At 60.6% G+C, this 12,763-nt stretch carries 14 protein-coding genes; 5 read left to right on the top strand and 9 right to left on the bottom strand.

What is annotated here, in order from left to right:
- Positions 1–10: 10 nt before the first annotated feature.
- The 5 genes from proB to rplU all read right to left on the bottom strand — a co-directional run bounded on the left by proB (position 11) and on the right by rplU (position 3,363).
- Positions 11–1,129 carry a glutamate 5-kinase gene (gene proB / locus HX866_RS17635; RefSeq protein WP_177096931.1) on the bottom strand — a complete coding sequence of 373 codons (1,119 nt, stop codon included), beginning with the start codon at positions 1,127–1,129 and terminating at the stop codon, positions 11–13.
- 6 nt (positions 1,130–1,135) lie between these two features.
- A complete protein-coding gene (locus HX866_RS17630; RefSeq protein ID WP_177125115.1) occupies positions 1,136–1,276 on the bottom strand; it encodes a hypothetical protein in 141 nt (46 codons plus the stop codon).
- 58 nt (positions 1,277–1,334) lie between these two features.
- Entirely contained in the window at positions 1,335–2,558 is a 1,224-nt protein-coding gene (gene cgtA, locus HX866_RS17625) for an Obg family GTPase CgtA (RefSeq protein WP_177096021.1), read from the bottom strand.
- A gap of 197 nt (positions 2,559–2,755) precedes the next feature.
- Complete coding sequence (rpmA, locus tag HX866_RS17620; RefSeq protein ID WP_177096019.1) at positions 2,756–3,013, bottom strand: 50S ribosomal protein L27; 258 nt, start codon at positions 3,011–3,013, stop codon at positions 2,756–2,758.
- Between the two features lie 35 nt (positions 3,014–3,048).
- Entirely contained in the window at positions 3,049–3,363 is a 315-nt protein-coding gene (rplU, locus tag HX866_RS17615; protein WP_003176051.1) for a 50S ribosomal protein L21, read from the bottom strand.
- Between the two features lie 241 nt (positions 3,364–3,604).
- Here rplU and HX866_RS17610 point away from each other — a divergent pair, with 241 nt between their 5' ends.
- From HX866_RS17610 to HX866_RS17600, 3 genes are all read left to right on the top strand, one after another.
- Positions 3,605–4,573 carry a polyprenyl synthetase family protein gene (locus HX866_RS17610; RefSeq protein ID WP_100941439.1) on the top strand — a complete coding sequence of 323 codons (969 nt, stop codon included), beginning with the start codon at positions 3,605–3,607 and terminating at the stop codon, positions 4,571–4,573.
- Between the two features lie 198 nt (positions 4,574–4,771).
- On the top strand, positions 4,772–5,113 hold the full coding sequence (locus tag HX866_RS17605; RefSeq protein ID WP_177096018.1) for a zinc ribbon domain-containing protein YjdM: 342 nt from the start codon (positions 4,772–4,774) through the stop codon (positions 5,111–5,113).
- Between the two features lie 224 nt (positions 5,114–5,337).
- Positions 5,338–5,595, top strand: a complete 258-nt coding sequence (locus tag HX866_RS17600; protein ID WP_177096016.1) for a PA4570 family protein — start codon at positions 5,338–5,340, stop codon at positions 5,593–5,595.
- Between the two features lie 158 nt (positions 5,596–5,753).
- Here the strand turns inward: HX866_RS17600 and HX866_RS17595 are convergent, their stop codons facing one another.
- Positions 5,754–6,371: an FKBP-type peptidyl-prolyl cis-trans isomerase gene (locus HX866_RS17595; RefSeq protein ID WP_177096014.1), complete on the bottom strand. Its 618-nt coding sequence runs from the start codon at positions 6,369–6,371 to the stop codon at positions 5,754–5,756.
- A 111-nt stretch (positions 6,372–6,482) separates the two neighbouring features.
- Positions 6,483–6,971 (bottom strand): TIGR00645 family protein, encoded by a 489-nt coding sequence (locus HX866_RS17590; RefSeq protein WP_177096012.1) that lies wholly within the window; start codon positions 6,969–6,971, stop codon positions 6,483–6,485.
- A 169-nt stretch (positions 6,972–7,140) separates the two neighbouring features.
- On the opposite strand from HX866_RS17590, the gene HX866_RS17585 reads away from it, so the two are divergent.
- Positions 7,141–8,967, top strand: a complete 1,827-nt coding sequence (locus HX866_RS17585; RefSeq protein WP_177140163.1) for a hypothetical protein — start codon at positions 7,141–7,143, stop codon at positions 8,965–8,967.
- An 18-nt stretch (positions 8,968–8,985) separates the two neighbouring features.
- Here the strand turns inward: HX866_RS17585 and HX866_RS17580 are convergent, their stop codons facing one another.
- Complete coding sequence (locus tag HX866_RS17580) at positions 8,986–9,306, bottom strand: PA4575 family protein (RefSeq protein WP_177096007.1); 321 nt, start codon at positions 9,304–9,306, stop codon at positions 8,986–8,988.
- Between the two features lie 181 nt (positions 9,307–9,487).
- The gene (locus tag HX866_RS17575) at positions 9,488–11,926 is read right to left on the bottom strand and encodes a Lon protease family protein (protein ID WP_177096005.1); all 2,439 of its coding nucleotides are present in this window, start codon (positions 11,924–11,926) and stop codon (positions 9,488–9,490) included.
- Between the two features lie 274 nt (positions 11,927–12,200).
- On the opposite strand from HX866_RS17575, the gene HX866_RS17570 reads away from it, so the two are divergent.
- Positions 12,201–12,689, top strand: coding sequence for a DUF3015 domain-containing protein (locus tag HX866_RS17570; protein ID WP_121134906.1), 489 nt, complete (start codon positions 12,201–12,203; stop codon positions 12,687–12,689).
- Positions 12,690–12,763: the final 74 nt, after the last annotated feature.

Below are 12,763 nucleotides of genomic sequence, written 5' to 3'. Positions count from 1 at the left end.
CCTCAATCCATCACACCAGAATCAGGTTATCGCGATGAACCAGTTCAGGTTCCGCCATATACCCCAGCACACCGACAATCGCATCCGACGTCTGGCCGATAATTTTCTGCGCCTCAAGGGCACTATAGTTCGCCAGCCCACGAGCGATCTCACGACCGTCCGACGCCACACACACCACCATCTCACCGCGACGGAAACTGCCCTGGACCAGCTTCACTCCCACCGGCAGCAGGCTCTTGTGATCCCGTGCCAATGCATTCACCGCCCCCTCATCGAGCACCAGCGTGCCGCGGGTTTGCAGATGCCCGGCCAGCCACTGCTTGCGCGCCGCCAGCATCTCGCGCTCAGGCGACAACAAGGTGCCGATGCGCTCGCCCGACTTCAGGCGATCCAGCACCCGCTCCAGGCGCCCACCAACAATGATCGTGTGCGCCCCGGAACGCGCCGCCAGCCGCGCCGCACGCAGCTTGGTCTGCATGCCGCCACGCCCCAGCGCACCGCCGGTACCGCCAGCCACCGCATCCAGCGCCGGATCATCGGCACGGGCTTCATAAATCAACTGCGCATCGGGATTGTTGCGCGGATCGGCGTCAAACATGCCATCGCGGTCCGTAAGGATCACCAGCAAGTCCGCCTCCACCAGGTTGGCCACCAGGGCCGCCAGGGTGTCGTTGTCGCCAAAACGGATTTCATCGGTGACCACGGTGTCATTCTCGTTGATCACCGGGATCACCTTGAGCTCCACCAGCGCCCGCAAGGTGCTGCGCGCATTGAGGTAGCGCTTGCGGTCGGACAGATCGTCATGGGTCAGCAGGATCTGCGCGGTATGCCGGCCATGCTCGGCAAAACTCGACTCCCAGGCCTGAACCAGGCCCATCTGACCAATGGCAGCAGCGGCCTGCAACTCGTGCATGGCACTCGGTCGCACCGTCCAGCCCAGGCGGCTCATCCCCGCTGCCACCGCACCGGAAGACACCAGTACCAACTCGACGCCCGCCTCATGCAACGCCACCATCTGCTCAACCCAGACGCCCATGGCGGCGCGATCCAGGCCCTTGCCATCCGCCGTCAGCAGTGCGCTGCCGATCTTAACGACCCAACGCTGCGCACCTGTCACCTTGCTCCGCATCATCTTTCAACCTTGGCTTGCGGACAGCGCGACCGAGCGCTGCCCATGCGATTGTTCAGGGTAGCCGGTTCCCAGAAACCAGAACGCCGCTCGAATGAGCGGCGCCAGGCGGAACAGGCTGATGGCGATGATAACACCGCCACTCATCAGATAGACCGTCCGCTCACCCTCGAGCAGCGGCCAATCCCTACAGCACACGACAACATCAGTCGCGCACGTAGATGATTTCCGGGCCATCTTCGTCATCGACATCTTCTTCGTCCCAGTCATCGTCACCGATGTCATGGACGCTCTTGACGCCGCTGCGGCGCAGGGCACGCTGGTCATCCAGGGCCTGCAACTGGGCACGCGCTTCATCTTCGATGCGCTGATCGAGATCGCGCAGCTCGTCGGCGTAAGCCGGGTCGTTGGCCAGGCGATCAAGACGATCTTCCAGGTAACGCATGATGTCGCGGGTCAGGCGCTCGGTCCCTTCCTTGGCAATCGCCGAGATCACATAGACCGGACCGGTCCACTGCAGACGCTCGACCACATCCTTGACCCGCTGCTCGTGCTCTTCCTCGAGGATCTGGTCGCACTTGTTCAGCACCAGCCAGCGATCACGCTCAGCCAGGGACGGACTGAACTTGGTCAGCTCGCTGACGATCACTTCAGCCGCATCCGGCGCGCTGCTGTCATCCAGCGGCGCCATGTCGACGAGGTGCAGCAGCAGACGCGTACGCGCCAAGTGCTTGAGGAAGCGAATGCCCAGGCCGGCACCACCCGAAGCCCCTTCGATCAAGCCCGGAATGTCGGCGATGACGAAGCTCTTCCAACGATCGACACTGACCACGCCCAGGTTCGGCACCAGCGTGGTGAACGGATAATCCGCCACTTTCGGCTTGGCGGCCGAGACCGAACGGATAAAGGTACTTTTACCGGCGTTCGGCAAGCCCAGCAGGCCGACATCCGCCAACACCTTCATTTCCAGCTTGAGGTCGCGCTGCTCGCCCGGCTTGCCCGGCGTAGTCTGACGCGGCGCACGGTTGGTGCTGGATTTGAAACGACTGTTGCCCAGACCATGCCAGCCGCCATGGACGACCAGCAAGCGCTGACCGGCCTTGACCAGATCACCGATGATTTCCTGGGTGGCGGAATCGATCACCGTGGTGCCGACCGGCACGCGCAGCTCCAGATCATCGCCTTTCTTGCCGGTGCAGTCGGTGCTGCCGCCGTTGGAACCGCGCTCGGCATCGAAATGCCGGGTATAGCGGTAGTCCACCAGGGTGTTGAGGTTTTCGTCGGCGACCATATAGATCGAACCGCCATCACCACCGTCACCCCCGTTGGGGCCACCGTTTTCGATGAATTTTTCCCGACGGAAACTCATGCAACCGTTGCCGCCGTCGCCAGCTTTTACGCGAATCGATACTTCATCAACGAACTTCATAACACACGCCTCTCGCCACCGGGACGAGCCGAAAAACTACAAACAAGTATAAGACTCTTGCAAAGATGAGCGCGGCGACCTCAATCAACGACCGAAAAATCCAGCGCCAGCAGCCCATACAAACAGCTTTGCAAGAGACTCACCCCACAAACGAAAAAGCCCCGTCGCAAGACGGGGCTTCTCCAGCATTCTCGCGATTAAGCCGCGACGATGCTTACGTAACGGCGGTTGAACGCGCCCTTTACTTCAAACTTGATCACGCCAGCCACTTTCGCGAACAGGGTGTGATCTTTACCCATGCCAACACCGTAACCGGCGTGGAATTGGGTGCCGCGCTGACGCACGATGATGTTGCCCGGGATGATAACCTGGCCGCCATACATCTTCACGCCAAGGCGTTTGGCTTCTGAGTCGCGACCGTTACGGGTACTACCACCAGCTTTTTTGTGTGCCATGAGTTCAATTCTCCAAAAAGGGGATTAGGCTGAAATTAAGCCTGAATACCGGTGATTTTGATCTCGGTGTACCACTGACGGTGGCCCATACGCTTCATGTGGTGCTTACGACGACGGAACTTGATGATGCGGACTTTATCGTGACGACCTTGGGAGATCACTTCAGCCACAACGGTAGCGCCAGCAACAACTGGAGCGCCAATGTTCACGTCATCGCCATTGGCGACCAACAGAACGCGATCAAAAGTAACGGATTCGCCAGTGGCGATTTCCAGTTTCTCGATCTTCAGGTATTCACCTGGAGCGACTTTGTACTGCTTGCCGCCGGTAACGATTACTGCGTAAGACATGGTATTTCTCCGATAATCCTGCTCACCCAGCGCTTTATAGGTAAAGGTATTGGCTGGCATGGCTGCATGGGGCTGGAACGGCCCAGATGCAATTGCGTAAGGCAGGTGCTGCCCAGGAAGTTCAGGGTGCGCGATTGTACGCAAGCCGCCAGGCCATTGCAAGCGTGCAGACCGCGTGCCTTGACAGCGTAGACCCCCCGCCCTAGCATGCCGCGCAACCCTTCTGGAGCGACTCCCGCTGATGCAACCCCAAGCTTTCTACCGCGCGGTGGCGGACGATTTTAGCGCCGTCGATGGCATCATCAAGAAGCAGCTGACTTCGCGGGTGCCGCTGGTCTCGAAAATCGGCGATTACATCACCTCGGCCGGGGGCAAACGCCTGCGTCCTTTATTGGTGCTGCTGTGTGGCAAGGCCCTGGGCCGTGAAGGCGATGACCTGCGCCTGCTGGCCGCCACCATCGAGTTCCTGCACACCGCCACCCTGCTGCATGACGACGTGGTCGACATGTCCGGCATGCGCCGTGGCCGCTCCACCGCCAACGCCATGTGGGGCAATGCCCCGAGCGTGCTGGTGGGCGACTTCCTGTACTCGCGCTCCTTCGAAATGATGGTCGAGCTGGGCTCGATGCCGGTGATGAAGATTCTTTCACAAGCCACCCGCATCATCGCCGAAGGCGAAGTGTTGCAGTTGTCCAAGGTACGCGACGCCAGCACTACTGAAGAAACCTACATGGAAGTCATCCGCGGCAAGACCGCGATGCTCTTCGAAGCCTCGACCCACAGTGCCGCGGCCCTGTGCCAGGCCACGCCGGAGCAGACCGAAGCACTGCGCACTTTCGGCGACCACCTGGGCGTTGCATTCCAATTGGTCGACGACCTGCTGGACTACAAAGGCGACGCCGAGACCCTGGGCAAGAATGTCGGCGACGACCTGGCTGAAGGCAAGCCGACCCTGCCGTTGATCTACACCATGCGTGAAGGTACGCCGGAACAGGCGGCACTGGTGCGCCAGGCGATCCAGAAAGGCGGCATCGAAGACCTGGAAAGCATTCGCGAAGCCGTACAGGCTTCCGGCTCCCTGGACTACACCGCGCAACTGGCCCGCGACTACGTGGCACGCGCCATTGCCTGCCTGGAAGCCCTGCCGGCCAGCGAATACCGCGATGCACTGGTGGAACTCAGCGAGTTCGCGGTCGCTCGCACGCACTAAGATGCATCGCACGTAACTGTAGGAGCCGGCTTGCCGGCGATGAGGCCCTTGAGCCATGCGGCGATCTCACGGTCGCTATCGCCGGCAAGCCGGCTCCTACAGGGTTGCGCATCAAGCCGCAGCCGTCGCCACACCCCTCTCCGGCAAAAACCCTATACAATGTGCGCTTTTTAGCCTTCCTGAACTTGAGGAGCCTTAGTGAGCACGTTGCCACCCTGCCCGAAATGCAATTCCGAATTCACCTATGAAGACGGCACCCAGCTGGTCTGCCCGGAATGCGCCCATGAGTGGTCCGCCACCGGCGAAGCCGAAGCCACCCACGATGACACCGTGAAAAAAGACTCCGTGGGCAACGTTCTGCAAGACGGCGACACCATCACCGTGATCAAGGACCTGAAGGTCAAGGGCACGTCCCTGGTGGTCAAGGTCGGCACCAAGGTCAAGAATATCCGCCTGTGCGATGGCGACCATGATATCGACTGCAAGATCGACGGCATCGGCCCGATGAAGCTCAAGTCCGAGTTCGTCAGGAAAGTCTAAGCAACCAGACGCCACAACAACTGTAGGAGCCGGCTTGCCGGCGATGGCGCCCGCAAGATCGCCGCATGGCTCAAAGCAAGCCGGCTCCTACAGACACCACAACCCCTCGCCTTCCTTGACCCCAGACAAATCCCCTACAAAAAATCCAACCATTCAGCCAATAGGCACTTGCTATTCTTTGAATAAGAATTATTCTCATTGAAACCCATCAAGGAGATGAGACCATGACTTATTTGATCGATGCCTGGCTGGACCGCCCACACCCTTACCTGCGAATCCTGCATCGGGAAACCGGGGAAGTCTGTGCGGTACTGGAAGAAGAAGCGTTGAGCGAGCTACAGGACCAGGGCGACCTGGACGTCAGCGGCTTGAGTTCCAGCGAGCCGCTGGTGCTCAAGGAACTGGTGCGTAACCTGTTTCTGTTCTGCTACGCCCGGGCATTGCGCCCGACGGAAGACCTGAACAGCAAACTGCAGGTGTGAGGTACGCCATCGAACCTGTCGATGCCGTCTTGCCCGCCAACGCGCAACGACGATCGACGCGGTCGACTGCAGGAGCTGGCTTGCCAGCGATGAGGCTCTTGAGCCCAACGGCGTCTATCCGGACGCCATCGCCAGCAAGCCGGCTCCTACCGATCTAATTACAGAACGTCGAGCAACTCGACGTCGAACACCAGTACGCTGTGCGGCGGAATGCCACCGACGCCCTGGGCGCCGTAAGCCAGTTCGCTCGGCACGTACAGACGCCATTTGCTACCGGCATTCATCAGTTGCAGCGCTTCGGTCCAGCCGGCAATCACGCCGCCGACCGGGAATTCGGCTGGCTGGCCGCGCTCGTAGGAGCTGTCGAACACGGTGCCGTCGATCAGGGTGCCGTGGTAATGGGTACGCACGCTGTCCTCACGGGATGGCTTGGCGCCTTCACCCTGGGTCAGTACTTCGAACTGCAGGCCGGAAGCCAGGGTAGTGATGCCTTCGCGCTTGGCGTTTTCCGCCAGGAATTCCAGACCAGCACCGGCCGCGGCTTCAGCCTTGGCAGCGGCTTCAGCCTGCATGACTTCGCGGATCACCTTGAAGCTGGCGGACAGCTCTTCCTGGCCCACGCGGCTTGGTTGGCCGTGGAAGGCGTCGGTCAGGCCGGCCAGGATCGCGTCGAGGCTCACGCCCGGTGGCGGGTTGTCGCGCAGCTGGTCACCCAGCTGACGGCCGATACCGTAGCTGACGCGGGTTTCGTCGGTGGACAGATTTACTTCGGACATAACACTGCTCCGCTGTGGGCCGCGATAGAGAACACCCGATCAACAAGGCATTACCCCACGCAGCCAGAACCAAAAAAGGGCCCGCAGACTAGCACACCCGGCAGACCAGGGTCAGTGCTTGGTCAGCTTGTCCAGGTAGCCCATCGCAAAGGCCGACACGACAAAGGTCATGTGGATGATCACATACCATTGCAGGTGCACCGGATCGATGTTCTTGGCGTCCATGAACACCCGCAGCAAGTGGATCGAAGAGATCGCCACGATCGACGCCGCCACCTTCATCTTCAGCGAGGTGGAGTCCATCTTGCCCAGCCAGCTGAGCTTTTCCTTGCCGTCATCGATGTCCATCTGCGACACGAAGTTCTCGTAGCCGGAAATCATCACCATCACCAGCAAGCCGCCTACCAGCGCCATGTCGATCAGCGACAGCAGCACCAGGATCAGATCGGCCTCGGCCATGGCGAAGACGTTGGGGATAACGTGAAACACTTCCTGGAAGAATTTCAACGCCAGGGCCAGCAGGCCCAGGGACAGGCCGAGGTAGATCGGTGCCAGCAACCAGCGCGAGGCATACATCGTATTTTCGATAAAACGTTCCATGGATCTCATACCAACTGAAAATGGCCGCGAGTATACCAGCGCCAAAACCCGAGGGAAAAAGCCCTCCGCGGGCGCTTGTTCAACATCGGGACAGCTGCGCCACGGCGATTTTCTGCTAGTGTCGGCATCAACGACATCGCGTGTGCACTGTGTACAGGAAAACTGAACAATGGATTTGCGACTTCCCCTGGGTTGCCTCGGGCTATCGGTGGCTCTGCTGATGAGCGGCTGTTCCCCCAAAGACAAGCAACAACACACCAGCCTTGAGGACAGGACCGCGCAGTTCGAAAAAACCCTCGACACCCTGCAGGACCCCAAGCTCAAGAATGCCGTGGCCGACCTTGGCGGTTCGCTGCTGTTGCTCGAACGGGCGCGCCTGCGCCTGCACAACAAGCCCATCGAGACCGAGTACAGCGACGATGCCCTGGCGCTGCTCAAGCACTACGCCAGCCCGCAGGCCCTGGCCGACACCTATATCAACGGCCTCTTCGTGCTGCGCAAGACCTCCAGTTCCGACTACCTGACCGACCTGCAACCGATCTTTCCATTCAGCTTCAGTTACCCCACCGAGTTCCCGTTTCCCCACGCCCTTGAATGGCAGTCGGTGACCCTGAGCAACAAACAGGTGATCCCCTTCCAGCCTGAATGGTCGGAAACCGATCCCGGGATCCAGCTGAGCCCCTCCAGTTCGAACATGACCAACCCCGACGACCTGACGATCACCTACCCGTACGTCGAAGGCCTGGAAGTCGACCCGAAAAAACAGCCGCAGCCCCTGACCCTGCACGGCAAGGTCGAAGTGATCGCCCCGCGCAAGGTGGTGACCTTCAACCTGACCCGCCAGGACGTCGGCAAACTGCAAAGCAGCGACAACATCAGCCTGACCCTGGTATCCCTGGACAAGAACAACGTCGAAATCGAACTGAACGGTAATACCGTGCAGGCGCCCCAGGTCGGCGACACCCCGCTCAACCCTCTGATCGTCCAGGCCAAGGACAGTACCGGGCAATTTCTCTCCCGGGCCGGGGCCATCAACGAAAACACCGCACAGATTGCCTTTTACCAGCAGCAACTGGACGAAATGCTCAAACAGAAGACCTGGAGCGACGCCTTCGAGAAGAAACTCGATGATGAGCAAAAAGCCTTCGAGGCGAAGCAGACCAGCCATTACACCCGGGTCTACTTCAACGGCATGATCGACAAGCTGGAAATCAGCGTGATGGACTTTTCCGGTGCCACGGTCAACCGCAAGGAACTGGACCTGCCGGTGCGCGAGTTCGACAACACCACCAGCAAGGATGTCCAGCCGCTGCCCATGCCGGTGGTGGTCTACGACGACCAGGCGGCGAACTATCTCAAAGATGCCAATCTGGATGCCGAAAAGCTGAAAAAAAGCGTGATCATCAGCCAGTCGGTTGAGGATGCCAGCGCGGCGAATATCGAGTTCGACCACCCCAAGACCTTCAACGATGAATTGCTCGGCGCGCCTACCGCCCCCGGCGAAAGCCCGGTGACCTTCTTCAGCGAAAACGAACAAGGCAAGCGCGGCGAGCCCCTGGAACTGCCCACCGAGGCCTTCGAGGTCAACCCGCTGGACGGCAGCATCACCTACGACCTGAACCTGTTCCCGGAAACGCCGGCTTATGCCGTCGGCTCGATGCCGTTGTTCCTCGCCGACATCCAGAAAAACACCCTCGACGCCCACCAGTTGCCGACCGGCCTGGAGCTCAAGGGCAATGCGCTGATTGTCGATCAGAAGCGCTTCCCTGCCGAGGCCTGGCGCTTCTACGCCAAGGACGACAGTGGGAACTACCTCAAGGAAATCCTCGCCACCAGTCATAGCGACAAGGCCGACTCGCCGTCGCTCTACGACGTGCATTACTTCTACGGGCAGCCGACCCAGCTGGAAAGCTACCAGCGCACGGCCTTGAACACCGTCGAGTACGGTTTCGAGGTCAAGCTCGACAAGGCCCAGGTTTCAGGCCCTGCCGAATAACCCTCTCGGGGCTGGCGCCTAGTGCTCCAGGCCGCGACCGCGCGTACCGTTGATCTCCCGTAGCTGGGCCTGCAAATGCAGGCACCAGATCTGCGGGTCCTCGGCCAGCTGATAGCCATGCAAGGTCAGGCTTTCGACAATCGACTCAAGGATGGTTTCGGCCACGACCGGACCATGGAACGGACCCTGGGCCTTGATGGCCGAGGGTTGTTCACCGGCCATTCCGGCGGCGAACAGGAGGGTCCACATTCCGTTATCGCCGGCAATCGGGCGAATACTGCATTCGATACGGGTCACGAGACCCAGGCATTGGCGGGTGAGACAAAGGTTGCGCGGCATGGCGGCGACCCTCGGTAGATCCTGTCTTCAGCCTCCGGGGGGAGGTTGCATCGGTCCAGTGACTACAGTGGAGGTCCTTGCCCAGAGAATAGAATAAAACCACAGGCAGCAAGCATTTGCAGGACCAACGGGCGTCAGGCCGGCATGCGCCAAAGCCTTGACTCCCGTTATCCTTAAAGCCTCAGGACGGTTTGACCTCCGCCAGCGCCTGCTCGGCCGCCTCTTTCTCAGCCTCCTTGAGGTCATCCTCGCTGATCATTTCGGCAATCACCCGCAGGCGCTCCACCACCCGCGCATTGACGCTGCCTTCCGGGAACTGGCCATCGGCATCCGGCTCACCGGCCGGTTCGCCCACCAGCAGGCTCAGCGCCTCATCGGCCTGGCGCACCGCATACACGTGGAACTGCCCGGCGCGGACCGCCTGCAACACCCGCTCATCGAGCATCAGGGTGGCGACGTTGGCCTGGGGAATGATCGCCCCCTGCTCACCGGTCAGGCCACGGGCCTCGCAGAGCCGGAAGAAGCCTTCGATCTTCTCGTTGACCCCACCGACCGCCTGCACCTCGCCGAACTGGTTGATCGAGCCGGTGATGGCAAAACACTGCTTGAGCGGGGTTTTCGACAACGCCGAAATCAGCGTGCAAGCCTCGCCCAGGGACGCGCTGTCACCGTCGACATAGCCGTAGGATTGCTCCAGGGCGATGCTCGCGGAAATCGCCAGCGGGAACTCCTGGGCATACCGGCTGCCCAGGTAACCGGTGAGGATCATCACACCCTTGGAGTGGATCGGTTGGCCGAGGTTGACCTCGCGCTCGATGTCGACGATGCCGCTGCCGCCCGGATACACCGTGGCGGAAATCCGCGCCGGCACACCGAAAGCCGAATCGCCGACCTCCAGCACCGTCAGCCCGTTGCACTTGCCCACGGCGGCGCCGGCGGTGTCGATCAGGATGATCCCCGCCAGCATGTCGTCGAGAATCCGCGCCGAGACCCGTCCGGTGCGGGTGGCCTTGGCCTTGAGCGCCCGTTCGATGTGTCCGGCATCGGTCTTGTCATCGTTGGCCAGGTGGCGAATGAAATCCGCCTCGCTGACCAGTTGGAACAGATCGCCGATCCGCGCCGACAAACGCCCCTGGTGTTCGGCCAGGCGGGCGCTGTAGGTCGCCAGGCGTGCCACCGCATCGGCGGTCAGCGGCGCCATGCCCTCTTCCGAGGTGCGGGTCTTGAGCAACTGGGCGAACTGCTCCAGGCTCTCGTCGACCATCGGAATGTCTTCGTCGAAGTCCACCAGCACGCGGAACATCTCCTGGAAGTCCGGGTCCAGGTCCTGCAGCGTGTAGTACAACTGGCGGGCACCGATGATGATGACCTTGACCTGCAACGGAATCATTTGCGGCGTCAGGGTCACGGTGGCCAGGCGACCCATTTCCCCCAGCGGCGATTCCATCTTCAGCTTGCGTGATTGCAGGGCACGCTTGAGCGCATCCCAGACAAAGGGCTCGCTGAGCATTTTCTCGGCTTCGAGAATCAGGAAGCCGCCGTTGGCCCGATGCAAGGCACCGGGGCGCAACTGCCGATAGGTGGTGAACAGCGCGCCCTGGTCGGTGCCATATTCGATGCGGCCGAACAGGTTGTCATAAGTCGGGTGCGGCTCGAACACCACCGGCGCACCGCCATTGACCGGCTGACCCACCACCAGGCTCGGGCAGTATTGCTCTTCCAGCAGCTTGCGGGCCACGGCGTCGGTCTTGCTGTCGTCGACCAACTGCTCGACCACGGTTTTCAGCAGATAGACCTGCACGGCTTGCAGGTAACCGCAAACCGCCGCGTTCTCCGCATATTTTTCCGACAGCGGTGCCAGTAAAGGTTGCAGGGCCAGGGTGATGGTTTCTTCGTTCAACTGGCGCAGCTGATTGCTCGACTCGCGCTTCCATTGCGGCAGACTGGCGAGTTCCTCGTTGAGGCGCTCCTCCAGGTCGGCGATATCGGTATGGAAACGCTCCCGCTCGGCTTCCGGCAACTGGGCGAATTCCGCCTCGTCCAGGGCCTTGCCTTCGCTCATGGGGGTAAAGGCGATATTGGTGCTGTCGCGATACAGCGCGACTTCCTTTTCCAGCGCCAGGCGCTCGATCACATCGAGGGCGCGGTCGTAACGCTGGTTGAAAGCGCGGTCGATGGCGCTCTTCTTCTGCTGGTAGGACGGGTGCTCGAATACCGCAGGAAAGGTCGCCAACAGGTTGTCGATCAAGCCATTGATATCGGCAATAAACGCGCCCGCTTCGCCCGATGGCAGCTCCAGCGCCCGCGGCTCGCGAGGTTCGTCGAAATTATTGACATAAACCCAGTCGGACGGGGTTTGTAGGCGTTTTCCTTCGGCTTTCAGATAACGTTTGACGAACGAAAAACGCCCGGTGCCGGGCTCGCCCATGACAAACACGTTGTAACCGGGACGCGGCATCGCCACGCCGAATTGCAAGGCTTCAACGGCGCGTTCCTGGCCAAGCACCCCGCGAAAAGGCTCCAGATCATTGGTGGTAGAGAAGCTGAACTGTTCAGCGGAAAAAGGACGGGTCAGCGCTTCGGGCGCTAGTCGCAAGCTGGCAGCAACAGAATCAGGCATCGGGCTTCCTTACATCAGGCAGGGCAGATGAAAGCATTCTGGCGCTCGCCATGCCTGACTGGCAAGGCAAGCGATGGCTGAATCGCTACCGCGTGGCAAAAGTCCTCAGACAGGGACTACAAACCCTCTCGCCTATTCATCTGCGTAAAAAACAATGGAACCCTTGGAACCTGCCTAAACTCCAACGTGCGAGGCTGGACCGATAACCAGCCTACTGGCCCTGAACCAGGCCAGCTCCCCTTGTCATTGGCACGCACACAAAGAGAACAAAGCTATGAAACGGATTCTTCTGGGTACTCTCTTCACGGTTGTCTCCCTCCACGCCATGGCCCAGGCGCCAGGCGGGCCGGATTGCGGCTGGGGTAACATGCTGTTCAAGGGCCAGCGCGGCACTCCCGCCCACATTCTGGCCTCCACCACCAACGGCACCTCCGGCAACGCCACCTTCGGTATGACTTCGGGTACCAATGGCTGCTCGACCCGTGACTCACTGACCTATGGCGGCCGCTCCTGGATCGCCATGAACGGCATGATGAACGAACTCTCCGAAGACATGGCCAAGGGCCAGGGCGAAGCCCTGACCACCTACGCCGTCGTCCTCGGCGTGGCCCCGGAAGACCGCGAGCATTTCGCCGCCGTCACCCACGAGCACTTCCAGCAGATCTTCAGCAAAGCTGACGTGACCGCCGACGATGTGCATACCAACACCCTTGCGGTCCTGAAAAGCGATCCGCGCCTGGCCAAGTACGCGACCCAGGCTTGAGCCCGACCCGCCCGCTCCTTTCGGGGGCGGGCCTTGTGTACGCTGCCTCTTTTTCGTCTGACAACAGTTGCCCA

The sequence above is a fragment of the Pseudomonas gingeri genome (assembly GCF_013386165.1).
Taxonomy (GTDB): domain Bacteria; phylum Pseudomonadota; class Gammaproteobacteria; order Pseudomonadales; family Pseudomonadaceae; genus Aquipseudomonas; species Aquipseudomonas gingeri_C.
The sequence above is the reverse complement of the archived record's forward strand: the minus strand, read 5'-3'. Positions and strand labels throughout refer to the sequence as shown.